Annotated in this window: 26 protein-coding genes; 19 read left to right on the top strand and 7 right to left on the bottom strand. The window is 69.9% G+C overall.

Features of this window, described 5'->3' with window-relative positions:
* Nucleotides 1-170: 170 nt before the first annotated feature.
* Together ACZ63D_RS02140 and ACZ63D_RS02135 are read left to right on the top strand one after the other, a co-directional pair.
* A complete protein-coding gene (locus tag ACZ63D_RS02140; protein ID WP_465352445.1) occupies nucleotides 171-782 on the top strand; it encodes an HSP18 transcriptional regulator in 612 nt (203 codons plus the stop codon).
* Between the two features lie 869 nt (nucleotides 783-1,651).
* Nucleotides 1,652-2,023, top strand: a complete 372-nt coding sequence (locus ACZ63D_RS02135) for an STAS domain-containing protein (protein ID WP_465352444.1) — start codon at nucleotides 1,652-1,654, stop codon at nucleotides 2,021-2,023.
* On the opposite strand, the gene ACZ63D_RS02130 is transcribed toward ACZ63D_RS02135, so the two are convergent.
* The gene (locus tag ACZ63D_RS02130; RefSeq protein ID WP_465352443.1) at nucleotides 2,024-3,250 is read right to left on the bottom strand and encodes a PP2C family protein-serine/threonine phosphatase; all 1,227 of its coding nucleotides are present in this window, start codon (nucleotides 3,248-3,250) and stop codon (nucleotides 2,024-2,026) included.
* 248 nt (nucleotides 3,251-3,498) lie between these two features.
* On the opposite strand from ACZ63D_RS02130, the gene ACZ63D_RS02125 reads away from it, so the two are divergent.
* Nucleotides 3,499-3,936 (top strand): ATP-binding protein, encoded by a 438-nt coding sequence (locus ACZ63D_RS02125; RefSeq protein WP_465352442.1) that lies wholly within the window; start codon nucleotides 3,499-3,501, stop codon nucleotides 3,934-3,936.
* Between the two features lie 3 nt (nucleotides 3,937-3,939).
* Here ACZ63D_RS02125 and ACZ63D_RS02120 read toward each other — a convergent pair whose 3' ends face one another.
* Entirely contained in the window at nucleotides 3,940-4,068 is a 129-nt protein-coding gene (locus ACZ63D_RS02120) for a hypothetical protein (protein ID WP_268744698.1), read from the bottom strand.
* 80 nt (nucleotides 4,069-4,148) lie between these two features.
* On the opposite strand from ACZ63D_RS02120, the gene ACZ63D_RS02115 reads away from it, so the two are divergent.
* From ACZ63D_RS02115 to ACZ63D_RS02105, 3 genes are all read left to right on the top strand, one after another.
* Nucleotides 4,149-4,382 (top strand): DUF2188 domain-containing protein, encoded by a 234-nt coding sequence (locus ACZ63D_RS02115; protein ID WP_465352441.1) that lies wholly within the window; start codon nucleotides 4,149-4,151, stop codon nucleotides 4,380-4,382.
* Between the two features lie 91 nt (nucleotides 4,383-4,473).
* Nucleotides 4,474-5,157, top strand: a complete 684-nt coding sequence (locus ACZ63D_RS02110; protein WP_465352440.1) for a methyltransferase — start codon at nucleotides 4,474-4,476, stop codon at nucleotides 5,155-5,157.
* Entirely contained in the window at nucleotides 5,111-5,335 is a 225-nt protein-coding gene (locus ACZ63D_RS02105) for a CDGSH iron-sulfur domain-containing protein (RefSeq protein WP_465353679.1), read from the top strand. The genes ACZ63D_RS02110 and ACZ63D_RS02105 overlap by 47 nt, the downstream gene beginning before the upstream one ends.
* A gap of 45 nt (nucleotides 5,336-5,380) precedes the next feature.
* On the opposite strand, the gene ACZ63D_RS02100 is transcribed toward ACZ63D_RS02105, so the two are convergent.
* The 3 genes from ACZ63D_RS02100 to ACZ63D_RS02090 form a co-directional block, all read right to left on the bottom strand.
* Nucleotides 5,381-6,361, bottom strand: a complete 981-nt coding sequence (locus ACZ63D_RS02100; RefSeq protein WP_465352439.1) for an iron-containing redox enzyme family protein — start codon at nucleotides 6,359-6,361, stop codon at nucleotides 5,381-5,383.
* Nucleotides 6,358-7,476, bottom strand: a complete 1,119-nt coding sequence (locus ACZ63D_RS02095; protein ID WP_465352438.1) for a carboxylate-amine ligase — start codon at nucleotides 7,474-7,476, stop codon at nucleotides 6,358-6,360. Before ACZ63D_RS02095 ends, ACZ63D_RS02100 begins: the two co-directional genes overlap by 4 nt.
* A 78-nt stretch (nucleotides 7,477-7,554) precedes the next feature.
* On the bottom strand, nucleotides 7,555-8,229 hold the full coding sequence (locus ACZ63D_RS02090) for a nitroreductase (protein WP_465352437.1): 675 nt from the start codon (nucleotides 8,227-8,229) through the stop codon (nucleotides 7,555-7,557).
* A 91-nt stretch (nucleotides 8,230-8,320) separates the two neighbouring features.
* Between ACZ63D_RS02090 and ACZ63D_RS02085 the strand changes: the two genes are divergently transcribed.
* On the top strand, nucleotides 8,321-8,893 hold the full coding sequence (locus ACZ63D_RS02085) for a TetR/AcrR family transcriptional regulator (RefSeq protein ID WP_465352436.1): 573 nt from the start codon (nucleotides 8,321-8,323) through the stop codon (nucleotides 8,891-8,893).
* Nucleotides 8,894-9,125: 232 nt separating this feature from the next.
* Here the strand turns inward: ACZ63D_RS02085 and ACZ63D_RS02080 are convergent, their stop codons facing one another.
* Together ACZ63D_RS02080 and ACZ63D_RS02075 are read right to left on the bottom strand one after the other, a co-directional pair.
* Entirely contained in the window at nucleotides 9,126-10,559 is a 1,434-nt protein-coding gene (locus ACZ63D_RS02080; RefSeq protein ID WP_465352435.1) for an MFS transporter, read from the bottom strand.
* A gap of 100 nt (nucleotides 10,560-10,659) precedes the next feature.
* Nucleotides 10,660-11,379, bottom strand: coding sequence for an alpha/beta hydrolase (locus ACZ63D_RS02075; protein WP_465352434.1), 720 nt, complete (start codon nucleotides 11,377-11,379; stop codon nucleotides 10,660-10,662).
* 128 nt (nucleotides 11,380-11,507) lie between these two features.
* Here ACZ63D_RS02075 and ACZ63D_RS02070 point away from each other — a divergent pair, with 128 nt between their 5' ends.
* The 12 genes from ACZ63D_RS02070 to ACZ63D_RS02015 all read left to right on the top strand — a co-directional run bounded on the left by ACZ63D_RS02070 (nucleotide 11,508) and on the right by ACZ63D_RS02015 (nucleotide 23,530).
* The gene (locus ACZ63D_RS02070) at nucleotides 11,508-11,849 is read left to right on the top strand and encodes a winged helix-turn-helix transcriptional regulator (RefSeq protein ID WP_465352433.1); all 342 of its coding nucleotides are present in this window, start codon (nucleotides 11,508-11,510) and stop codon (nucleotides 11,847-11,849) included.
* 311 nt (nucleotides 11,850-12,160) lie between these two features.
* A complete protein-coding gene (locus ACZ63D_RS02065) occupies nucleotides 12,161-12,757 on the top strand; it encodes a TetR/AcrR family transcriptional regulator (RefSeq protein WP_465352432.1) in 597 nt (198 codons plus the stop codon).
* A 24-nt stretch (nucleotides 12,758-12,781) separates the two neighbouring features.
* On the top strand, nucleotides 12,782-13,441 hold the full coding sequence (locus tag ACZ63D_RS02060; protein WP_465352431.1) for a VC0807 family protein: 660 nt from the start codon (nucleotides 12,782-12,784) through the stop codon (nucleotides 13,439-13,441).
* A complete protein-coding gene (locus ACZ63D_RS02055; protein WP_465352430.1) occupies nucleotides 13,438-14,163 on the top strand; it encodes an SDR family NAD(P)-dependent oxidoreductase in 726 nt (241 codons plus the stop codon). The genes ACZ63D_RS02060 and ACZ63D_RS02055 overlap by 4 nt, the downstream gene beginning before the upstream one ends.
* A 331-nt stretch (nucleotides 14,164-14,494) precedes the next feature.
* Nucleotides 14,495-14,995: a MarR family winged helix-turn-helix transcriptional regulator gene (locus ACZ63D_RS02050; RefSeq protein ID WP_465353678.1), complete on the top strand. Its 501-nt coding sequence runs from the start codon at nucleotides 14,495-14,497 to the stop codon at nucleotides 14,993-14,995.
* Between the two features lie 749 nt (nucleotides 14,996-15,744).
* The gene (locus ACZ63D_RS02045) at nucleotides 15,745-17,013 is read left to right on the top strand and encodes an FAD-dependent monooxygenase (protein WP_465352429.1); all 1,269 of its coding nucleotides are present in this window, start codon (nucleotides 15,745-15,747) and stop codon (nucleotides 17,011-17,013) included.
* 41 nt (nucleotides 17,014-17,054) lie between these two features.
* Nucleotides 17,055-18,449 carry an MFS transporter gene (locus ACZ63D_RS02040; RefSeq protein ID WP_465352428.1) on the top strand — a complete coding sequence of 465 codons (1,395 nt, stop codon included), beginning with the start codon at nucleotides 17,055-17,057 and terminating at the stop codon, nucleotides 18,447-18,449.
* 25 nt (nucleotides 18,450-18,474) lie between these two features.
* Nucleotides 18,475-19,353, top strand: a complete 879-nt coding sequence (locus tag ACZ63D_RS02035) for an FAD binding domain-containing protein (RefSeq protein WP_465352427.1) — start codon at nucleotides 18,475-18,477, stop codon at nucleotides 19,351-19,353.
* Complete coding sequence (locus ACZ63D_RS02030) at nucleotides 19,350-21,740, top strand: xanthine dehydrogenase family protein molybdopterin-binding subunit (protein WP_465352426.1); 2,391 nt, start codon at nucleotides 19,350-19,352, stop codon at nucleotides 21,738-21,740. Before ACZ63D_RS02035 ends, ACZ63D_RS02030 begins: the two co-directional genes overlap by 4 nt.
* Entirely contained in the window at nucleotides 21,737-22,243 is a 507-nt protein-coding gene (locus tag ACZ63D_RS02025) for a (2Fe-2S)-binding protein (protein ID WP_465352425.1), read from the top strand. The genes ACZ63D_RS02030 and ACZ63D_RS02025 overlap by 4 nt, the downstream gene beginning before the upstream one ends.
* On the top strand, nucleotides 22,240-22,884 hold the full coding sequence (locus ACZ63D_RS02020; RefSeq protein WP_465352424.1) for an SRPBCC family protein: 645 nt from the start codon (nucleotides 22,240-22,242) through the stop codon (nucleotides 22,882-22,884). Before ACZ63D_RS02025 ends, ACZ63D_RS02020 begins: the two co-directional genes overlap by 4 nt.
* Nucleotides 22,871-23,530 (top strand): isochorismatase family protein, encoded by a 660-nt coding sequence (locus ACZ63D_RS02015; RefSeq protein WP_465352423.1) that lies wholly within the window; start codon nucleotides 22,871-22,873, stop codon nucleotides 23,528-23,530. Before ACZ63D_RS02020 ends, ACZ63D_RS02015 begins: the two co-directional genes overlap by 14 nt.
* Nucleotides 23,531-23,536: the final 6 nt, after the last annotated feature.

Raw genomic sequence — 23,536 nt, 5'->3', positions numbered from 1 at the left:
CGCACCTGATTCCCGGTAACGGGGCACGGGAAACCTGCGGAACGCGGGGAATCTGCCCGCGGGATCGGCAGGTCATCGGATTCACCTCCGCCGCTCGACAGGGGACGCTCTTTCCTTCTAGCATGTCATCGAAACGATGACAACTGCCAAGTCGTCGAGAGGATGACGCCATGGCGGAGGTAGACCCCGGCCTGCTGGTCGAAGGCGTCCGCGAGGCGGTGCTGGCCGCCCGCGACGGCGGAGCGGCGGCCGACCGGTCGCTGGCCGCGCTGTCCGCGCTGCGGGCGCTGCGCGACCAGCTCGGAGAGTGGGAACCGGAACTGATCGCGGCCGCGCGGGCCGCGGGCGCGAGCTGGGCCGCGCTGGCCCCGGCGCTGGGCGTGGCGAGCAGACAGGCGGCCGAACGCCGGTACCTGCGGCTGCGCCCGTCGGCGTCCGGGGAGACCACCGGCGAGGCCCGCGTCGACGCCGAACGCGACCGCCGCGCGGGAGACCGGGCAGTCGCGGACTGGGCCCGGCGCAACGCCGCGGTGCTGCGGCAACTGGCCGCCGAGGTCAGCGCGGCGCCCGGCTTGGACCCCGCCGGACAGGAACGCGCCGACCGGCTCGGCGTCGCGCTGGGCGAGGACGATGTCACGAACCTGCTGCCGCCGCTGGCGGACGTGCGCGCGCATCTCGAACCGCGGCACGCCGCGCTGGCCGACCGGGTCGGGGAGATCGGCGCGCAGACGGACCGGTTGCGCCAGGATGCGGCGGGGCAGCGGCGGGGGCGGGCGCGGTGAGATTCGATGCGGGTCGTGGCGGGCGTTCTGCTCGGGAGCCGGTGTTTCGGGTTGCGGCTTGCCGGGGGAGCGAGTGTGTCGGCCTGGCGTGTCAGGACGCGGTGGGGCAGCGGCGCGGCCGGGCGCGATGAGGTTCGCGCGTGGTGTGCCGGGCGTTCTGCGCGGGAGGGGGTGTTTCGGGTCGTGGCGTGCCGGGCGGGCGAGTGCGTCAGCCTGGCGTGTCACGACGCGGCGGGGTGGGCGTGGGCGCGATGAGGTTCGATGCGCGGCGTGGCGGGTGTTCTGCTCGGGAGGCGGTGTTTCGGATCGTGGCTTGCCGGGTCGGCGAGTGCGTCGGCTCGGCGCGTCAGGAGCGGCGCAGCCGGGCGCAACGAGGTTCGCGCGCGGCGTGCCAGGCGTTCCGCTCCAGACCCGGTGCGGGCCGTGGCCTGCCAGGCCGGGGCGCGGGTCGGCCCGACCCGCGAGAAGGTGGCCGGGCAACGGTGCGACCGAGCGCCAGCCCCGGACCGTGTCGTCTCGTCAGGCGGGAAATGCGTCGATCGACACACCTCCCACCAGCGCGAGGTCGCGGCCCAGCGCGCCGAGGCGGCCTCCCACCGCCACTGGCGTGCGCAAAGCCGGACCGGCTCCGAGATCGCCGCGGCCCGCCCAGGGCCGATCCGTCCCACCCGGAGCCGCTCGCACTGCGCCGGACGTCTCATTCCAGGCACCCCCGTGCTGCAGGTCGCCGCGGGATTCGAGATCATTTCCGGCGGCGGCATTCGTGTGCGCTGCCGTCGTAAGGCATGCTATTCGCGGTTGAACAGCCAGCCGCGTCCTTTTCCTGCCCGGGCACAGGGGTGCCGGGCTTCCTGAGGAGGGAAAGAGCGATGAGTGAGCTGACCGACCCGGTGATCGACCCGCCGGGTTCGCTGTCGATCGAACGGGCCGACCGCCCTTCCGCGGCGGTGCTGGCCCTGAACGGGGACCTGGACCTCGGGACCGCCCCGAAATTGACGGCCGCGGTCGCCGAAACCGTCTCCGGGAAGCCTCCGGTGCTGGTGCTGGACCTGACAGGGGTCGAATTCCTCGCGTCCGCGGGGCTGACCGTGCTGCTGGCCGCGTGCCGGGAAGCGCCGGAAGGGACGCAGGTGCGGATCGTGGCGTCCGGGCGCGCGACCCTGCGGCCGATCCAGCTCACCGGGCTGGAGTCGAGCCTTCCGCTGTACCCGACGCTCGACGAGGCGCTCGCCGCGGAGTGATCAAGGGGTTCCGGCCTCCGCGGTGCGCTGGAGCACCACGAGTGCGACATCGTCCTGCGGCGGCCGGGACCCCACCATCGCGGCCATGATGCGGGCGCAGGCGCGTTCCGGGTCCTCCGGCCGGACCAGCTCGGCGAGCTCGTCCATGCCGGTGTCGACGAGCCGGTCCCGCCGTTCGACGAGACCGTCGGTGTAGAAGGCGGCGACGGCCCCCGGCGGCAGGTCCACCGTGGTCGTGCGCCGGTCGACACTGGCTCCGACGGTCAGGCCGACCGGCGGATCCGGCGGAGCGGGCACGAGCCGCGCCGGTTCGCCTGGCGACGCCACGACCGGCGGCAGGTGCCCGGCGAGCGACAGCGCCATGCTCTGGTGGCCGGGTCTGAGCACGCCGTAGGCGACCGTCGCCATCACGCCGTGCTCGAAGTGGTTGGCTTTGCGGTCGAGCTTGGCGAGGACTTCGGCGGGATCGTCGCAGTCGAGCGCGTACGCGCGCAGTGCGCTGCGGAGCCGTCCCATGATGACCGCGGCGTCGAGACCGTGCCCGGACACGTCGCCCATCACGATGCCGGTCTGGTCGCCGGGGAGCCGGAACACGTCGTACCAGTCGCCGCCGAGCCCGGCTTCCGCGCCCGGCACGTAGCGGGCGGCCAGGCGCAGGCCGTCGATGACGGGCAGGACCCCGGGCAGCAGGCTCCGCTGCAACGCGATGGTCGCGGCCTGGTTCTGGTGCATGAGCTCCGCCTGCAGCACGGCGGCCAGCCGGTCGGCGAGCAGCCGCAGGGTTTCGATGTCGGTGGTGGTGAACCGGCGCGACCGCACGGTTCCGACGTGCAGCACGCCGACCAGTTCGGATCCGGCCAGCATCGGGACGCCGAGCATGGTGTGCAGTCCGCGTTCGGACAGCAGCAGGTTGAGGACCGTCGTCTGGTCGACGTGGTCGATGACCACCGGTTCCCGGCGCTCGGCGACGGCACCGGCGAACCCCGCGCCGACCGGGACCCGGACTCCCTGGTAGACCTCCTCCTCGAGGCCGGCGGCCGCGATCGCGACGAGGTGCTGCCACCGCGGTTCGTGGCGGAGCACGGTGGCGGTGTCGACGTCGAGGACGGTGCAAGCCCGGGCGAGGATCTTCGTGAGGTCCTCGCCGAGCGCGGCGTTGCTCGCGCCGGTGCCAAGGATTTCGGCGAGGCGGGTGCGCGATTCGGGCTCCGGCGCGTGAGGCGGCATGCAGCGACAGTAGCCGAACCCGCCTCGGCGTCCAGAGATGCGCGCCAGCAGGTGTGAAGTCCGCCCCGTCTGGGTACGCCCGTCTGGGCATCGGCGAAGTCGAGAACGAGAAAGGGACTTCCCCACGTGAGGTCAAGCGGCTGCGGCGAGGGGCAGCGAAGCGCGGCGGCGTTTTCCGGCACCTGTAGTTCCCCGCACCCCGTCGCGTCGTCGGCGGGGTGTCCACACCAACCGAGGACGGGCCGGCCGTGACCGGCTCGGACTCCGGCGAGGGCGACGCGCCCTGGGTGCTGGACCTGCGGGGGACCGGAGTCGGGGCCTTGCCCCAGGTGCGCGCCTGGGCGGGCAAATCCCTCGGGCATCTCTCGCCCGACCATCTCGCGGACGTCCTGATGGTGATCGAGGAACTCGCGTCCAACGCCTACGAGCACACCTCGGGGCCGAGCTATGCGCGGCTGACCGTGCTGTCCCGGCCGTGCGTCGTGGTGATCGAAGTGGACGACCCCGAACCCCGCCGCCCCGAGGTCCGGCCGCCGGACTACGAGCGGGCACGCGGCCGGGGGATGCTGCTGGTCGACCGCCTCGCCGACGACTGGGGAGTGCACGAGCATTCCGGCGGCAAGACGGTCTGGGCCCGGCTCGGCTGCGGCGTGCCCGCCCGCGAAGCCTGCGAATCGTCCCGCTGAGGATCAGCGGCCCTGTTGCGGGTCGGAGTCGTCGTGTTCGTCTCCCGAGGTGCCCTGTTCGCCGCGGATCGTCTCGCGTTCTTCTTCCGGGGTGTCGCCGTAGACGTCGTCGGATTCGCGCGGTTCGGTCATGGTCTTGCTCCTTCCGTTGAGGGTCCGGGTACCCGCTCGCGGCTCCGGGTACCCGGCTGGGGAGCGGAAGGAGCCAGGCCATGGCCGAAGGGGATATTCACACCTGTCGCGAAGGCGGGTTGTGGAAAAACCGCATCGAGGGCATCCGGCGGGTGGCGAACACCGCGGCGCGCCGCACGGACGCGGTGTCGGTCGGGCGGGAAATGGCGCAGGCGCGCGGCGTCGGACACTTCGTCCACGGCGAACCCCGGGCAGCCGGAGACGGGGAGATCGTCGAGCAGCGGTCCTACCGGCGCACGGCCCCGGCCTGGTGACCGGCCGGTTTTGGGGCGGTGCGGCGGAAATCGCGGTTTGTCCTGACTGGACCGGGGTATCCCGGCGGTCCGACCGAGATGGAGGACCGCCATGACGACGTCCGTGCGCGCGGTGACGGAGGCCCGGCCGCTGGGCAGAGTATTCCGGCTGCCGGGGGTTTATCGCCCGCAGGAAGACACCGCCCTGCTTTCCCGCGTGGTCTCGGCGGACCCGAGCATTGGCTGCGGGACGCGCTGCGTGGACTTGGGAACCGGCAGTGGCGCGCTGGCGATCGCACTGGCCCGGATGGGCGCTACGGTCTTCGCGGCGGACATTTCCCGGCGAGCGCTGGCTTCCGCGTGGATGAACACCGTGCTGCGGGCCTTGCCGATCGGGCTGATCCGGGGTGGTCTCCAGGAGACAGTGGAAGCCGGACCGTACGACGTCGTGGTCGCCAACCCTCCGTACGTGCCGTCCCCGACTCCGACGGTCCGCTCCACCCGGGCGTGGGACGCCGGGCCGGACGGACGCGCGATGCTCGACCCGTTGTGCGCGGCCGCCCCGTCGCTGCTGACCCGCGCCGGTGCGCTCTACCTCGTGCAGTCGACGATGTCCGATGTGGACAAGACCCGCTTCGCGCTGGCCGCGGGCGGGCTGCGCAGCGAGGTGGTAGCACGGGCGGAAATCCCGTTCGGACCGGTGGTGTCCGGACGGCTGGACTACCTGATCGAGCGCGGTTTCCTGCGGCCTGGCGACCGGACGGAGGAATTGGTGGTGCTCCGTGCCGCGCGATGAACGCCGGGTCCGGGTGGTGCCCGGCGGGCCGGTTCTGGTCGAGGGGCCGGTGGAGGTGTCCACTCCGGACGGGGAGACGGTGCGGTCGGACCGGTTCCTCGTGGCGGTGTGCGCTTGCCGGCGCAGCAAGAGGTTCCCGTGGTGCGACGCGAGTCATCGGAAGCGGGCCCGGGGCTGACCGGACACGGCCCGGTCGCGGGAGGCGCGACCGGGCCGGTTTGCGTCAGGGGAGCGGCTGACGCAGCGACGACAGCCCGGCCTGCCAGCAGCCGAGCAGGTGCTGGTCCAGTTGTGTTTCGAGGAATCCGGTGGCCTGGATGCCGAACACGACGTCCGCCGCCAGTTCCGGTTCCCCGGCCAGCAGTCCGCCGACGACCTCGTGCCGCATGACCTGCTCGTGCACCGCGTCGGCCTCGATGTGCTCGGTGTAGAAGAACCGGCAGGCCTCGGGCGCGCCGAGGTGGCGCAGGAGCCGGTCCATCCGCTGCGCGCTCGGAGCGGTGGTGATCTCCGCGGCGGCGAAGTGCCCGACCAGCGCCCCGCGCGACGCCCGGTGCAGGCCGAACATCGACATCATGTTGACCAGCGCGAGCATCGGCCCCGGAACGTGCTCCAGCAATGCCAGGTATCCGGCGGGAAGATCGGCCGCCGCGAGCAGGTCCGCGAACAGCTTGGCGTGCACCCGGTCGGCGCGGCCGCCGCCGAACTCGTCGAATTCCACCGCCACCAGCCCGGCCTTCGCCGGACCGGACAGCCGCGGGATGACCCACGCGTGCGGGTCGGCCTCTTTGAGGTGGTAGACCGACCGGTGCGCGAACAGTTCCCGCACGTGCCACCATTCGCCCTCGGCCAGCAGGAAACCGACCGCTCCGTCGGCGTCCCGCGTGGTCAGCAGTTCGTCGAGTTCGGCGTCCACATCGGAGCCGCCCGCGACCGCGTCGCGCAATGCGGAGCGGAACATGTTTTCGAGCTGTGCCCGGACTCCCAGCAGCGCGGTGTCCCACTCGCGTTCCGCGGCGACGCCGGGCAGCCCACGGTAGTGCAATTCGTAGCAGAGGTGCAGGGCGAGGTGGAGATCGTCGCCGAACGGATCGGCACCGCGGAGGTCGAGCGCGGTCTGGCTGCTGGGTTCCCGCAGGATCTCCAGCAACGCCGCGGAGACCGGACCGCGAGCGGCCGGCAGTGCGGTGAGGGAGGTCGTCATGGGCCCCGGGTACCCGTCTCAGCGGAGGTCACGCGTGGCACGGTTCGCGCGGCGAGCATCGCGACCACTCCGTCCGGCCCGGCTTTCCGTTGTGCGGCCGAGCCAGTGCCGTCTCGCAGAGCGGCTTGGCTGAGGCGGTGGGCGAGCTCGTGATCTCCAGCCGCGCGAAGGGCGGGGCCGGCGTGGCGGAGCAGACCGGCGAGAGCTTCGGCGGCGGGCAGCGGTCTCGCGAGCACTGGGTCGACGAGGGCACCGGTGAGACTGTGCCTCGTCGCTGACCATACGGCCGCCGCACCGAGCTGCGGATCGACCGGCCGGGCCTCGATGCCGCGTTCGAGGTCGGCGAGCGCGGTGGCGACGAGTGCGCGCGACAGGACCGCTTGCAGGAGTGTGCCGTCGACGGTCAACGGCACGTCGGCGACCCGCAGTTCGACGGTCGGGTAGCGCGGCGAAGGCCAAGCCAGCCAGAACGTCTGCTCGCGATCCACCAAGGCTCCGCACTCCACCAGAGAATCGACGCGACGCTGATGCTCGGCGTGCGAACGAGCGTGCGGGGCGAGCCCGGAGCCGGGAAAACGGGACTGCAGAGCCATTCTCCAGCTGTGCAGCCCGGTGTCCCGGCCGCGGTCATACGGGGAATTGGCCGACAGCGCGAGCAAGACCGGGAGCCAGCGCGCGAGGTGGTTCACGACCGCTACCGCCGTGTCCGCGTCCGGGACCCCGACGTGCACGTGACAACCGCAGGCCTCGTAATCGGCGGCGAGATCGCCGTAATGCGCGTCGATGCGCGCGTACCGGTCCGGCGGCAGCGGCTCGGCGGGGGAGCGGCGGGTGCCGACCGGGCTTCCCGTGGCCAGGATTACGCACCCAGCCTCGGTCGCAGCGCGGGACAGCGTCACCCGGCCGCGGCACAGCTGGTCGCGAAGCTGTGCCGCGGCCGTGCAGATGCCGGTGGCGTGTTCCACCTGGGTCGCGCGGAGTTCCCGGTGGACTGCCGCGCCGCCGGTGAGCTGCCCGACCTTGCCGAGGACTTCGTCCGCGACCGGCATCGGGCGGCCGTCTTCCGGCGCGGCGAGCAGGAATTCTTCCTCGACACCGAATGTCGGTACGTCCATCGGCACCTCCCCGGACCGGGATACCCACGCCGAGGCGAAGCAATCGGGCGCGGTCCTTTCCGGACGGCGTTCTTCGGTTCAGGCGTGGAACCGAGTGGTCTCGGCGAGCGGAGCCCGTCCGACCGCGAACTGGTTGACCGGCGCCGCTTGGTCGGCGTAGCCGAACGAGATCCCGAACAGCAGCTTCCCTCGGTCGAGGCCGAGCGTTTCCCGGACTGTATCCGCGTAGAAGCTCAGCAATCCTTGCGGGCAGCTGGAAACGCCGTGCGCCTGCATGGCCAGCAGCAAGGTCTGCCCGTACATCCCGACGTCCGCCGCGAGCCGGGCTTCGGCGGTGTCCGGTGCGAACAGCAGCGCGACGTGCGGGGCTCCGTAGAAGCGCAGGCTTTCGGCGTCGTAGGCGGCGCGCGCTTCGTGGTCGTCGAACCCGATCCGCAACGCGCCGTACAACGCGCCGCCCGCCGCGGCTCGGCGTTCCTGGTGCACGGCTTCGTAAATCGCTTCGCTGTACGGGAAATCAACCGATCGGCGGCCTGCCTGGTGTGCGGCGACGAGCGCGTCGGCGAGTTCGTCTCGTTTCGCTCCGCTGACGACCTCGACCTGCCACGGCTGCGCGTTGGAATTGGACGGCGCCGCGGCGGCGAGGTCGAAGATCTCGCGGAGGGTGCGGTCCGGAACGGGATCGGGCCGGAACGACCGGGTCGCGCGCCGCCCGCGGATCAGGGTCGCGGCGGCGTCGGCGAGTTCGGGCATCGGGAAAACTCCTTAGGTAAACGTGAACGTGTACTTAAGTACGGTAGCAGGCTCCGATGGCTTAAGTAAACGTTTCTGTACACTTGGGCGCATGGTCGAGGAGAAGGCCCGGCGGGCCGGTCGCGGCGGACGCGAGCGCGTGCTGGCGGCCGCCGCGGACCTGTTCGCCCGCCACGGCATCACCGGCACGACGATGGAACAGGTCGCGGCCGCGGCTCCGGTGTCGAAGCGGACGCTGTACCTGCATTTCCCGGTCAAGGACGATCTGGTCGTCGCCTACCTGCGCGACCTCGTCCGGTCCGGCGACACCCTGCACGACGTGCTGACCCGCGCGGATCTTCCACCGCGGCAACGGATTCTGGCGATGTTCGACCTGCCAGAGTCCGAACCGGTGCGCGGCTGCCTGTTCGTGGACGCGGCGGCGGAGTACCCCGACCCGGACAGTGCGGTGCACGCCTACGCGCGGGAGCAGAAACTGCTGATGCTCCAGCTGGTCACCGACCTCGTCGCGGAGCTGGGGGCCGCAAATCCCGGTGCGCTGGCCGAGCAACTGGTGACGTTGGCCGACGGGGCCGCGAGCCGGGCGATGGTCCTCGGCGACCCGGGCTACGGCCGTCATGCGCGGGCGGCGGCCGAGGTGCTGCTGGACCGGGCGGTCGGCTGAGGACCGCGCTCTGTCCACAACGGACTCGACCGTCACCGTCGGCCGGGAGAAGCGGGCAAGGGCGGAGCCTGGGGTATCGCGACCGCCCTTGCCCGAACCGGCCGGGAGGGTCTGACCCGGCCGGTTCGACCCCCTTGGCGGCGGCCCCACCCTCCCGGTGGGCTCAACGCACCGTGGAGGACGCTGCCGGGACAGTAGGAAACGAGTCTTGAACGCCGCTGGAATCCGCAGGTCAGGGAGTTGCGGGCGAGTCAGTGAGCGGGACTTCGCGGACGAAGTGCGCGGCCGCCAGCGCGAGCAGCGCGACGACGAGCGTCCCAGCCGCGACCGCGTGCAGGCCGTCGGTGACCGCGACCGGCGCCGGCTCGGCTTCATCGCGGGCCAGCGCGCCGACGTACAGCGAGCCGAACAGGGCCGCGCCGATGCCGCTGCCGAGTGTCCGGGTCAGCGAACCCATGCCCAGCGCCGCGCCGAGGTCGCGGGGTTCGACGCTCAGCCGGATGATCAGGACCGTGTTCTGGATCAGGCAGCCGAGCCCGGCTCCCAGCGGCAGCCCGACCAGCGACGCCAGCAGCGGATCGGTGCCCGGCCCGAGAAGGAGCACTGCGGCCATGCCGATGGCCACGCACACGCTGCCGATGATTGGCAGGATCCGGAACCGGCCGGTGCGGCGGAGGTATTTCGCGCTCCCGTGCATCACCGCGACCATCCCGGCGGTCATCGGGATCAGCAGCAGGCCGCTGAGCGACGGCGGCACGTGCCGCGCGTTCTGGAAGTACAGCGGGAGGAAGGCGACTGTCGCGACCATGGTGACGTTGAAGGCGAAGCCGAGCACTTGCGCGAGGGCGAAATTGCGGGTGCGGAACATCCGGAACGGAACGAGCGGCTCGGGACAGCGGCGTTCCACGAAGACGAACGCGGTCAGCGCGGCGACCGCGGCCGCGCCCAGCCCGAGGATCGTCGGCGAGCCCCAGGCGTAGCGCGTGCCGGCCCAGCTGGTCGCCAAGGTGAGGCAGACGACCGCGGCGACCAGCAAAACCGTTCCGCCGTAATCGATTCGCGCTTTTCCGCTCTTCCGCGGCAGCCGGACGCCGACGATCGTCCCGGCGAGACACAGCAGCCCGAACGGCACGTTGACGTAGAAGATCCAGCGCCAGCCGAGCGCGTCGGTGAGGAAGCCGCCGATCAGCGGGCCGCCGACGAGGGAGAGGCCCAGCAGCAGGCCGGTCCAGCCGGAGATCCGGGCGGATTCCCTGGGCGGCAGCAGAGCCTGGACCATCGCCATCGCGCCGACGAGCAGCCCGCCGGCCCCGATCCCTTGCAGCGCGCGGAAACCGATCAGTGCGCCCATGTCCGGAGCCAGCCCGCACAGCACGGAACCGGCCAGGAAAACCGCCACGGACAGCAGGAACATCGCCTTGCGGTCGAACTGGTCGCTGAGCTTGCCCCACACCTGCGTGGACGCCGCGATCGCCAGCGCGTAGGCGGTGACGATCCAGGTCATCGACCCCGGACCGCCGAGATCCGCGGCGATGCTGGGCAGCGCGGTGGCCACGATGTAGCTGTCCAGCATGCCCAGCGCCATGCCGGACAACGCCCCGGCCAGGCCGATCTTGACGCGCCGGGTGAACGGGCCGGTTTCTTCCGGCGCGGCGGTTCTCGGCATGGCTGGACGTCCTTCCCCCGGGGATCGTGTGTTCCCAAGGTAGCCAGAAAAGTGCCCACTAGGCAACTTTGCCTGGTGGGCATTAGTGGCTTGGTGCGCGTTAGGCGAGTTTCAGCAGCAGTTCGCTCAGCTCGACCGGCATCGTGATCATGCAGTCGTGCCCGGTCGGCAGCTCCCAGACCTGCGACGGCTTCCCGTTGGGCTGGATCGGCGGGACCGGGCGGCGGACGATGCCGTCGGGGGTCGAGCCGACGCAGTGGATGTGCGTCCGCGGGATCGCCCGCGCGGCCGGGTTGCCGAGCCGCACCGGTTGCTGCAGGCAGCGCACCGGCTGGTCGGAGAGCATGCCGCGCAACCACGCGACGTCGGCCGGATCGGTGACGCCGAACAGCCCCAGCGGCGCGGGCCGCTCCGGCATCGGCGGGACGCGCCAGCCGTCGCCGTGCTGTGCGGCGAGTTCGATCAGGCGTTGACTCACCGGCTGGACGTCGACCGCCGTTTCGCCGTCCTCGGGAACCATGGCGTCGAGGTAGACCAGCTCGGCGACCCGGTCCGGCACCTCGTTGGCGGCTGAGGAAATGACCAGCCCGGCGTAACTGTGGCCGACCAGGACCACGTCGTGGGCGTCGCGGAGCACGTCCACGACGTCCTGGACATGGGTGTCGAGCCCGACTTCCGGGCTGAGCAGATGCTTCTTGTCGCCGTAGCCGGTCAGCGAGGGCGCGAGCACCCGGTGTCCGGCCGCTTCCAGCAGTGGGACCACCCGGTCCCAGGCCCGGCCGCTGTGCCAAGCGCCGTGGACCAGCACAAACGTAGTCATCTTGAGGATTCCTCGGGGGTTTGCGGTTACCGGAAGTAACCCGGTACGGTTCGAGAACCATCGTGACCGTCCGTGCCGCGGCGGGGCAATAAGGCACTAATTAGTGCCCCGGTTCTCCGGAGGTAACCATGGCCGACGAGGTGTGCCGGACCCGAGTGGTCCTGGAAATCGTGGGGGACAAATGGGCGCTGCTGATCGTGCGCATGCTGCGCGACGGCCCGCGGCGGTTCACTGAACTCAAAAGGGAAATCGACGGAATCAGCCAGCGGATGCTGACCGTCACGCTGCGGGATCTGGAACGCGACGGGATTCTCATCCGGACTGTCCACAATGTCATGCCGCCGCATGTCTCCTACGAACTGACGGCGATGGGCCGGACCCTCCGCGAAGCGACCGCGCCCTTGCTGAAATGGAGCGTCGAGCATTTGGCGAAGATCGAGAAGGCTCGGGCGGACTATGACGCTCGCTGAACTGAATGGGTCGGTTCGCTGAATCTGCGCGCCAGCGGATCGCTTGACCGGTGCGTCAGCCGCAATGCCGCGCGGGGCGCGTTCCGCAGCGGGAGATGGGCGACGCGCGCGTGGGTGTGCGTTTCCGCGGCCGAGGTCGTGGTCGACCCGACGGCGCGGCCGGACGCGATGATCGTCAGCCATTCGTCGTAGCTGCCGCATTCGAGCACTCGCTCCGGCCGGTTCGGCGAGCGGACCGCGGCCCGTGGCCTGGCCCGGCTGATCTGGCTGTGGTAGTTTTGATTCGTCCAGATAAAAGGCCAGGTGGGACGATGGATCGAACGTTCACCAACCAGGCGCGGCGGGCGCAGATCGTGCGGGCCGCGATCGAGACGATCGCGGAACTCGGCTACGCCAAGGCGTCCTTCGCGCAGATCACCCGGCGGGCCGGGCTGCGCAGCCCGCGGATGATCTCGTACCACTTCGCCGACAAGAACGACCTGATCCGCCAGATCGCCGTCGAGGTCTTCACCGCCGGAGCCCGCTACATCTACGAGCGGACCGAGGCCGCGGACACCGAGCTCGGCAGGCTCCGCGCCTACCTGGAAGCCAACCTGCGCTTCCTGCGCGACCACCCGAAGGAGGTCGCGGCGCTGACCGAAATCGGCAGGCATCTGCGCACCGGAGACGGGGAGGCCTACACCTCGACCAGTGCGCAGGAAGTCAGCGTGCACAGCCTGGAAACCTTGCTCGCGCAGGGCCAGTCCAGCGGGGAGTTCCGGGACTTCGACGTCCGCTCGATGGCGATCATGATCCGCGCCGCGGTCGACGGCGCCGCGCAACGCCTGCACGAGGAACCGGAATTCGACTTCGACGCCTACGCGGACGAAGTCGTCGCCGCCTTCACTCTCGCCACTCGAAAACAGTAATTCGTCATGTCTGGGGGAACCATGATGACCAGTGCATCCGGCGTGCGCGCCAGCCTGCGAAGGCTTCCGCTCCTGGAGATCGCGGCGCCGCTCGTGCTCTTCTACGGCCTGCGCTGGCTCGGGGTGAACCAGTTCGTGGCGCTGATTGCCGGAAGCGCCATCCCGGTCATCGGCGCGGTGCGCGGCCTTGTCGTCGAACGGCGGATTTCCGGGGTGCGGCTGTTCGTGCTCGGCACCATGGCGGTCACCGTCGCCGGTTCCTTTGTCGCCGGGAGCCCGCGTGCTCTGCTGCTGCGGAGCGCCGTGCTGACTGTCGCGTTGGGCTTTTTCTTGCTCGCTACGCTATTCTTTCGCCGACCGTTCCTGTACGAAGCAGCCCGAGTCGTCTTCGACGAAGGCAAACAACGCGTCTGGGAACGGAATTGGGACGACTCCTTGCCCTTTCGGCAGCTGCTGTGGCGGATCAGCTTGATCTGGGGCATCGCCTGCCTGGTCGACGCCGCCCTCCGGGTCGCTATCGCGCTGCTGCTGCCGGTCGACCTCGTCCCCGTCTTGGATGACGGACTCCTCGTGGTCACTTTGGCGGCCCTCGTGGTCGTCCAGCGCTTCTACGGCAGGTCTTTTCTGCGCCGGAACGGCCTTCGGCTGCACGGTGTGCACCTCGTTCCCCTGACAGCACCGTGACGCGCCAGGTCGTGCTGATCACGGGCGGTGCCAGCGGAATCGGTGCCGCCACGGCTCGTCGGCTCGCTGCCCGCGGTATGCGGGTCGTGCTCGTCGATCGAGACGAGGAGCGGGGCGCCGCCGTGGCCGCTGAACTGGACGGCCGGTTCGTCGCGGCCGATGTCGGATCGCTGGCGGACAACGAGCGTGCGGCGCGGATCGTCGCGGAAGAGTTCGGGCGATTGGATGTCGTGCTGCTCAACGCGGGCGTCCCCGGCCGGTGCGGGCTGGCCGATTTCACTGAACTGTCCTATCGGGACACTATGCGGACCAATGTGGACAGTGCGGTGTACGGTCTGCGTGCTTGCCTGCCGTTGCTGCGCCAAAGCACCGGTTCGGTGGTCGTGACAGCGAGCATGGCCGGGCTCACCGGTTCGCCGGACCTGTTCTACGCCACCAGCAAGTACGCCCTGATCGGCCTGGTCCGGTCAGCCGCGCCGCAACTCGCTCCGGACGGCGTGCGGATCAACGCGCTCTGTCCCGGTCTGGTGGGCACGCCGATCATCGAGGGACTCCGTCCGTCGCTGGAGAAAGCCGGGCTCCGGATCGCCGACCCCGGCGAAGCGGCGGCGGCCGTGGAGACGATCCTGGCCAGCGGCGAGACCGGGGAAGCGTGGGTGCTGCAGGCCGGTCGCCCGGCGAGTCTCGTGCCCGCGCCGGAAATCCCGCTCGCGGTGTGGTGAGCGGCTCGCGTTCGGCGGGTGCGCTCTCGCTCGCGGAGGTGAGTTTCGGGAAGGCGGCACACTCTTCGTGTTCGTGGTGCGGGTCGTCTCCCCAGGCTTGTTGTGGGCGGACACTGCCACGGCTCACCCGAGGTGTCGCGCTGCTCTTCCGGGTGGCTGCCCTGTTTGACCGAAACCTAGGAAAGCGTTGTCCGAGCGGTGTGTGCCCGGGCCGCAATTTGTCCGGGGACGTACTATTGTGGGCGGGCAGGGATGCGGGGACAGGCTTCGGCGGGCTAGACAGGCTGCTGGGGCACGGGTGCGTAGTTAAGGTCGAGGGATGTCGGCAGCAGTGGGTGGGGCAGCGAAGGGCGGCTCGCGGGCGGGGCGGCGGGTCAGTCTGGAGGCGCCGGCGGATCTGGCCGCGGCGCCGGGGTATGGGGCTCGGCGGCTGTATCAGGCGTATTTGGCGGCTTGGAATCGGCATGTCGATTCGGTGCTGACCGGGCCGCAGTTCGCGGTGTTGTCGGCGGTGCGGGCTTATCCGGGGTTCGATCAGACGGCGCTGGCCAAGGCGGTGGCGTTGGATACGTCGACTATGGCTGATGTCTGCCGGAGGTTGGAGAATCGGGGGCTGATCGTTCGCGGGCCCGCACCGCATGACGCCCGGGCGAAGGTGCTGACGTTGACGGAGGACGGGGTGGCGGCGTTTCGCGAGGTGACGCGGCGGACTCGGCGGTTGGATCAGGCGTTGCTCGAGGGGTGTCCGGAGGAGCGGCGGGGGGAAGTCGCGGGGATGTTGAACGAGTTGGGGGCGTTGTGGGAGGCGGTTGCTGAGCGGGTGGAGATTTGAGGGGGTTTCGGCTCGTCGCCTGGGGGCGACATTGCCGTGGGGCGTGGGTGGGGGCACCCCGAAGCTGAATTGTGACGACGGGCGGCGGATGTTTGTCAAGGCGGGAAAGATGCCTTGACAAACACCCGCCGCCCGCGTTTTTGGCTTCGTATCGGGGTGCGGGGGAGTGTGGGTGCGCTGGTGAGTGGGGTGCGCGGGCTGCGGTTTTGGGGGTGGGGCTTGCGCCCCCTGTGGCATTGGGTACGTCTGGCGCAGCGAATGTGGCATTGGGTGGGATGCACCCAATGCCATCTTGGGGTTTCCTCAGCGGCGGGTCGTGAGGGCGTCTTGAGGGAGTCTGGGGTCGCGAAAGGGAGCTGTCGCGGCTGGTGGGTCGTGAGGGCCACCTTGAGGGAATCTGAGTCCGTGAAGGTGGCCCTCACGGACGTCGTGGAGGCTCCCGTCACGGGCGTGGGTGGGTCGTTGGTCGGGTGTGGCGGGCGGTTCTTGCGGCTGGGCCGGGGGCAGCGGAAGCTCGCACAGCGTCGGCGTCCGGCGCGGTCCGTCTGGGCACGGGCGGCAATGCGTCTCCAGGGCTGACCGTGGCTGGGTGGCCGGGCTGTTGCCTCGCTCGGTGACCATCCCGGCGCCCAGTGCGCTCAAAACCTCCCGCTGCCGCGAAATTCGCCGCCGACTATTGCGTGTTCGGATAATCCGTGTTCGGATTAACTTCGTCCGGGTGAGGGCGGCTAGCGGTAGGAGGTCAGCGGGTGGCGGCGAGTCAGTCTTTCGAGGTAGTGGTCGCCGGGGGCGGGCTGGGCGGGCTTTGTGCTGCCTTGTCGTTGCGGCAGCGCGGGTTGCGGGTCACGGTGGTCGAGGCGGCGCCGCAGCTGGGGGAGATCGGGGCGGGGATTCAGACCGCTCCTAATGCCAGCCGGATTTTGATCGGGCTGGGGTTGCGGGCTGAGTTGCAGAAGGTCCGGTGCGAGCCGCAGGATCAGGTTCGGCGGCGGTGGGCCGATGGGAGCATTATCGCGCAACTGCCGCTCGGGCAGCGGGTGGTCGACAAGTACGGGGCGCCGTATTGGCATTACCATCGCGCGGATTTGCATTCCGTGTTGCTGCGGGCGTGTGTTGATCCCGATGGGGCCGGGCCGGTCGTGAAGGTGGCGACGGGGGCGAAGGTGGTCGATCTCGATCGCGGGAATCCGGAGCGGCCTGCGGTGATCGCGGAGGACGGGCGGCGGTTCGAGGGGGACGTCGTGGTGGGGGCGGACGGGATCCGGTCCGCGGTGCGGGACCTCGCGGGGTTTGACGATACTCTCGCGTTTTCCGGGGAGATGGCGTATCGGGCGTTGATTCCCGGGGATTCGATCGCGGCGGATCCGGCGACCCGGTTCCTGGTCGATCGTTACCATTCTACGATTTGGTACGGGCCGGACAAGCATCTCGTGCATTACCTGATCCGCGGCGGCGAGTATCTCAACGTGGTGGCGATCGTGCCGTGCACGGAGGAAGTCGAGAAAAACTGGAGCGCGCCGGCCAGTGCGGAGCAGCTCGCGGCTGAGTATTCCGATTGGGACGATCGCGTGCCGACGATGCTGTCCAAGGCGAAGGACGACGTTTCGGTCTGGGCGATGTACCGGCGGCGGCGCGATCCGGTGTGGGTGGACGGGCGCGTCGCGTTGCTCGGGGACGCTTGTCACGCAATGCTTCCGTACCAGGCGCAAGGGGCGTCGCAGGCGATGGAGGACGGGGCGGTTCTCGCGGAGGAGCTCGGGCAGGCGACTCGCGAGGGGATCGACAGCGCGTTGACCCGGTACGTGCACCGGCGTGCCAAGCATGCGGGGATGGTGCAGGACGCGTCTTTGCGGAACATGAGTTTCTACCATTTGCCCGACGGTCCGCAGCAGCGCGAGCGCGACGAAAAGCTGCGCAGTTTCGACGGCGAGTCCGATGTGTCCTACGACTGGCTGTGGAACGGAACTCCGCTCAACGACCCGGACAACGAATCGATTCACTACCAGTTCGCCCGATAGCAACGAACGGCCCACGCAGACTTTCGCAAAGGAGCAAAGCTATGCGTACCGGAGACCAGGTGGTCCAGGACCTGCCGTGGCGCTGGCGCGTCCAGGGCAAGATCTTCCTCATCGGCGGGCTCGGCTACATGTTCGACGCCTGGGACGTGGCGCTGAACGGATTCCTGACCCCGCTGGTGGGCACGGAATTCGGGCTGTCGGCCACGCAGCGGGGGTTCGTCGCCACGGCGAACCTGATCGGCATGGCGGTGGGGGCGGTCGCCTGGGGGACGGTCGCGGACCGGATCGGGCGCAAGCGGGCGTTCAGCATCACGTTGCTGTTGTTCGCGTTTTTCTCGGTGTTCGCGGCGTTGTCGCCGAATATCGAGGTGTTCCTGCTGCTGCGGTTCCTCGCCGGAGTCGGGCTCGGCGGGTGCATTCCGGTGGATTACGCCATTGTCAGCGAGTTTTCGCCGCGCAAGCAGCGAGGGCGCGTACTGTCCGCTATGGACGGTTGGTGGCCGGTCGGGACGACGCTGGCGGGGGCGTCGGCGACGTTGCTGGTTCCGGTTTCCGGGAACTGGCGGTGGATGCTGGTGCTGATGATCCTGCCCGCGGTGCTGTTGTTCTGGGCGCGGCGCGGGGTGCCGGAATCGCCGTTGTATCTGGTGCGCAAGGGGCGCGAGGCGGAAGCGCGGCTGGTCATCGACGATCTCGTCGAGCGCACGGGTGCGCCGAAGGAGCCGTACCGGATTCCGCCCGCGATTCAGGAGGACAAACGCGGCGGCGGAGTGTTCGCGGCGGTCGATCAGCTGCGCCGGGTGTGGGCGTACAACCCGAAGGTCACCGGGGTCGCGTGGGCGTTGTTCATCAGCGTGATGCTGGTGTATTACGCGGCGCTGAGCTGGATGCCGTCGATCCTCAAGGCGCAGGGCTTCGGCGAGATCGCGGCGTTCGCTTCGACCACTTTGATGAACGCGCTCGGTATCGTCGGCGTCGTGGTGGCGGTGTTGCTGGTGGACCGCATCGGCCGCAAGCGGGTGATCGCCGCGGCCGGGCCGCTGGCCGCGGTCACGCTGGTGGTGTTCTCGCTGGTGCTCGGGTCGGCCGGGGCCGCGGTGGTGGCGATCGGCGCGTTCGGGCTGTTCTCGCTGGTGGTCATTCCGGTGATGTACGCGTTCGTGTCCGAGCTGTACCCGACGGAGCTGCGCGCCTCGGGCTTCGGCTGGGCGTCGTCGTCCAGCCGGGCGGTCACCGGGTTCGCGCCGCTGCTGTTCGGCAGCGTGCTGTGGCCGGTGCTCGGGCTGCCGCTGACGTTCACGCTGCTCGGCCTGCTCGTCGTCGGGGCCGTGGTGTTCATGGTCTTCTGCGCGCCGGAAACCCGGGGCCGCGAGCTGGACCGGATCGACGACGAACCCGCGCCCGCGCCGCAGCAGTCCGAAGTGGACGCAGTCTGATCCGCCGCAGCAGAAAGGGAACCGCATGAAGCCCGCCGCGTTCGCCTACCATCGGGCGCACGATGTCGCCGACGCCGTCGGCCTGCTTTCCGACCTCGCCGGGCAAGGGCGGGAGCCGAAAGCGATCGCGGGCGGGCAGAGCCTGATGCCGATGATGAGCTTCCGGCTGGCCCGCCCGAGCGACCTGGTCGACCTCGGACGGCTGCGGGACCTGCCGGGGATGACCGCCATCGAGCAGACCGGTTCGACGCTCCGCGTCGGCGCGATGACGACGCACCGCCAGGTCGAGCTAGCCGAGCTTGGCGCGGGGTTCTCGGTGCTGGCGGAGGCGATGCGGTACGTGGGGCACTTGCCGATCCGGTCGCGCGGCACGGTCGGCGGCAGCCTCGTGCACGGCGACGCCACCGCGGAATGGTGCATGCTCGCGCTGCTGCTGGACGCGGTGATCGTCGCCGAGGGACCGAACGGCCGCCGCGAAATCCCGGCCGGGGAGATGTTCTACGGCTTTTACGCCACCGCGGTGGAGGCGGACGAGGTCGTCACCGAGGTCCGGTTCACCCGGGCGGCTCCGAAGGCCGCGTTGACCGAGTTTTCCCGGCGGGCGGGGGATTTCGCGACGGTCGCGGCGGCGGTGACGCTGGAGCCCCGCGCGGACGGTTCGCTGGAAGGCGGCCGGGTGGTGCTCGGTGGCGTAGCGCCCGCGCCGTTGCGGGTTCCGGAGGCGGAGGAAGTGCTGGCGGACGGTGTGCCCGGGCCGGAGTTGTTCGCCGCGTGCGGCCGGGCGGCGGCGGAGGCGATCGATCCGCGCAGCGACGCGCAGGGCAGCGCGGATTACCGGCGGGCGCTGACGAGAACGTTGGTGGCGCGGAGTTTGGGCCAAGCCTGGGAGAGGGGAGAGCGTTGAGGGGATCCGAAGAACCCCGGTTCGACGGCCGGGGCGGCAAGTGGATCGGCGCTTCGGTGCGCCGCCGCGAGGACCCGCGCCTGGTCACCGGCCGGGGCCGGTTCGTGGACGACATCCATCTCCACGGCATGCTGCACGCCGGGTTCGTGCGCGCGACCGTCGCGCACGGCAAGATCACCGGACTCGACCTCAGCGCGACCCGCGAGGTGGACGGCGTTGTAGCCGCGTACTCGGCGGAAGACCTCCAACTTGGCGACATGGTCGCGCTGCTGGACCGTCCGCCCGAGGAATTCACGCCGACCACCATGCCGATCCTCGCGCGCGGCAAAGTGCGGTTCGTCGGCGAGCCGATCGCGCTGGTCATCGCGAAGGATCCGTACGCGGTCGAGGACGGCATCGAAGCCGCGCAGGTGAGTTACGAGATCCTCGACGCTGTCGTGTCCGAGGAAACCGCGCTCGCCGAAGGTGCGCCGTTGGTGCACGAGGACGCGCCGAGCAACGTGCTGCTCGACGTCACGGCGTTCGACACCCCGGGCGTGGACGAAGCGTTCGAAAACGGTTGCGTGATCGAGCTCGTCTCCCGGAGCGGTCGGCAGAACGCGCTGCCGTTGGAGACACGCGGCGCGGTGGCGTCCTGGGACGACCGCGACGAGCAGCTTCTCGTCCAGACGTGCAGCCAGGTGCCACATCAGGTGCGTACCGTTCTGGCGCGTTCGCTGCGGATTCCGGAACGTGCGGTGCGCGTCGTGGTCCCGGACATGGGCGGCGGCTTCGGGCAGAAATGCGTGGTGGGGCGGGAGGAAATCGCTGTCGCGGCGGCGGCGAAACTGCTGCGGCGTCCGGTGAAGTGGATCGAAGACCGCAGCGAAGCTCTCGCGTCCGGGTTCCTCGCGCGCGAGCAGCGGTACCGCACGCGCGCCGCGTTCACTCCGGACGGCGAGCTGACCGCGCTGGAGTCCGACATCGTCTGCGACATGGGCGCGTACTCGTGCTATCCGTTCACCGTTGGCATCGAACCGCTGATGGCGGCGGCGGAAATGCCGTCGGTGTACCAGGTTCCGGCGTATCGCGTGCGGGCGAGGGCGATCACGAGCAACAAAGCGCCGACCGCGCCGTACCGCGGGGTCAGCCGTCCGCAGTACGTCATGGTGATGGAGCGGATCATGGACCTGGCCGCGCGCAGGCTCGGTCTCGACCCGGTGGAGATCCGCCGCCGCAACGTGATCACCGAGTTCCCGTACACCGGCATCAACAAGGTGACTTACGATCCCGGCAGTTATCTGGAATCTCTGGAGCTGGGCGAAAAGATACTACGCGACGAGGGCTGGTATGACCTGCGCGAGAAGAACCCCCACGTCGGCATCGGCTACAGCTGCTTCTCCGAACGCACCGGCTACGGCTCGGAGGCGTTCGCGAAGCGGAAGATGACTGTCGTCCCCGGGTTCGACGTGAGCGAGATCCGGATGGACCTCACCGGGTCCATTGTGGTCACCAGCGGCACGATCAACCACGGGCAGTCCCACGAGACGACGTTCGCGCAGATCGTCGCCGAGCGGCTGGGCGTCGACCTCGCCAAGGTCAAGCTGCGCCAAGGCGACACGGAGCGGATTTCCTACGGCTGGGGCACTTTCGCGTCGCGCTCGGTGACCATCGGCGGTTCCGCGGTGGCGACCGCGGCGACCCGGCTGGGCGAGCAGCTCTGCCTGATCGCGGCGCATCTGCTGGACACCCGCGTCGAGAACGTCGGCCTCGACGGCGACGGGGGAGTGATCCAGCTCGACGACCCCGGCCGGCGGCTCTCGTTCGAGGAAATCGCCGACGTCGCGTACCTGCGCAGCCACCTGCTGCCCAAGGAAGCCGAGCCGACGCTCACCGCCACCGCCACGTTCGACGTCCCCGGCGACGGCACCTTCTCGAACGCCACGCACGCGGTGGTGGTCGAGGCCGATCCGGGCACTGGCCAGGTGAAAATCCTCCGGTACGCGTGCGTCGAGGACTGCGGCGTGGTGATCAATCCGAAGGTGGTCGACGGACAGGCGCGCGGCGGCATCGCGCAGGGCATCGCCGGCGCGCTGTTCGAGGAAGTCACCTACGCCGAGAACGGCGAACCGTCGGCGGCGAGCTTCATCGACTACCTCGTGCCGACCGCCGCGGAGATCCCCGACATCACCGTCGACCACCTCGAAACCCCTTGCGCCTTCACCGAAAGCGGCGCGAAGGGAGCCGGGGAGGGCGGCACGATCGGTGCGCCCGCCGCGGTGCTCAACGCGGTCAACGACCTTCTCTGGCACACCGGGGTCCAGCTGGAGCAGACCCCGATCCACCCTGAGGCCGTCCTCGCCGCGCTGAGCACGGCCGACCGGGAGAAAGCGGGTACCGGCGCATGACCGACAAACAGCTGATCGTCTTGACCGTCAACGGCGAAGAGCACGAACTGCTCGTCGAACCCCGGTGGACGCTGCTCGACGTGCTGCGGCACAACGTCGGGCTCACCGGCACGCACGTCGGCTGCGAACACGGCGTGTGCGGGGCGTGCACGATCCTGGTCGACGGCGAGCCGGTGCGCGCCTGCCTGATGTACGCCGTGCAGGCGGAAGGATGCGCGATCCGGACTGTCGAGGATCTCGGCACGCCGGAGGAGCCGAATGATTTGCAGCAGGCGTTTTCGGAACACCACGGGCTGCAGTGCGGATTCTGCACGCCCGGTTTTCTCATGCTCGCCGAAGGATTCCTCGCCCAGGAACCGTCGCCGACGCGCGAGCAGATCCGGGAAGCGGTGTCGTCGAATCTGTGCCGCTGCACCGGATATCAGACCATTGTGGACGCGATCGAGGCGACCGCCGCCCAGCGGTGCAGCCGATCCGGCAGGAAAGAGGACGCGGTCCGATGATTCTCGAGAACACCCTTGACCTTCCCGGCGATCCGGACACGGTGTTCGCGCTGCTCAACGACGTCGAGCGGGTCGCGGGCTGCTTGCCCGGCGCGGTGCTGGAGGGCCGGGACGGCGAGTCCTACCTCGGCAAGGTCAAGTTCAAGGTCGGCCCGGTCAGCGCCGCATACGCGGGCAAAGTCCGGTTCACCGAGATCGCCGAGGGCGAGCGGCGGCTGCGGCTGTCAGCCCGGGGCGCGGACAGCCACGGCAACGGCGACGCCGAAGCGGACGTCACGCTGACCCTGGTGCCCGGTCCGAAGGGATCGTCGCTGAACCTGCACACCGACCTCGTGGTGCGGGGCAAGATCGCGCAGTTCGGGAAGGGCGCGATCAGCGCGGTGTCGAACCGGATCCTGCAGCAGTTCGCGCAGAATCTCGGTGCGCTGCTGGAAAACGGCGGGACCGCACCGACTCCGGCCGCGGCGGCGGCTCCTACCTCGGATTCGCTGGACGGCTTGGCGATGCTGCTCCCGCCCAACGCGAAGCGTTATCTCCCGCTCGTCGCGGCGGGCGCGCTCGGGCTGTTCCAGGGCTGGCTGCTCGGGCGCGTCCGGTCGCAGCACAAACTGATCAAGGAGTTGCTGCGTGAACGCGCCTGACCACAGCCTGCACGGCTCCGTGACCGACCAGACCTACGCCCGCGCGGGTTTCGGCGCCGCGGTGCCCAGGGGAACCGCGCCCGTGCTGGTCGTGGTCGATCTGACCCGCGGCTTTACCGAGCCGGAATTCCCTTCCGGCGCTGACCTTTCCGTCGAAGTCGAAGCCGCTGACGCACTGGTCCGGGCCGCGCGCCAGAGCGGTGCCCCGGTCGTCTACACCGCGATCAGCTACACGCCTGCCGAGGCGGACGGCGACGCGATCGCGTGGCTGCGCAAGGCTCCCGGCATGCGCTCTCTGCGCGCCGGAAGCGCCGAGGTCGCACTCGATCCGCGGCTGGAACGGCACGACAGCGACCACCTGATCGTCAAGAAAGGCGCGTCCGCCTTCCACGGAACGGGCCTGGCCGCGCTGCTCGCCGGTCTAGGGGCGGACACGGTGCTGATCTGCGGCGCGACGACCTCAGGCTGTGTGCGGGCCACGGCGGTCGACTCCGTGCAGTCCGGTTTCAACACGCTCGTCGTCCGGGAAGCCTGCGGCGACCGCGCCCGCGGACCGCACGACGCCGCTCTCTTCGACCTGCAAGCCAAATACGCCGACGTGATCGGTCTCGACGAGGGCGTCGCGCTGCTCGCCAAAGCCCGCTGAACCCCG

This window comes from Amycolatopsis sp. NPDC104775, assembly GCF_055583325.1.
The sequence above is the reverse complement of the archived record's forward strand: the minus strand, read 5'-3'. Positions and strand labels throughout refer to the sequence as shown.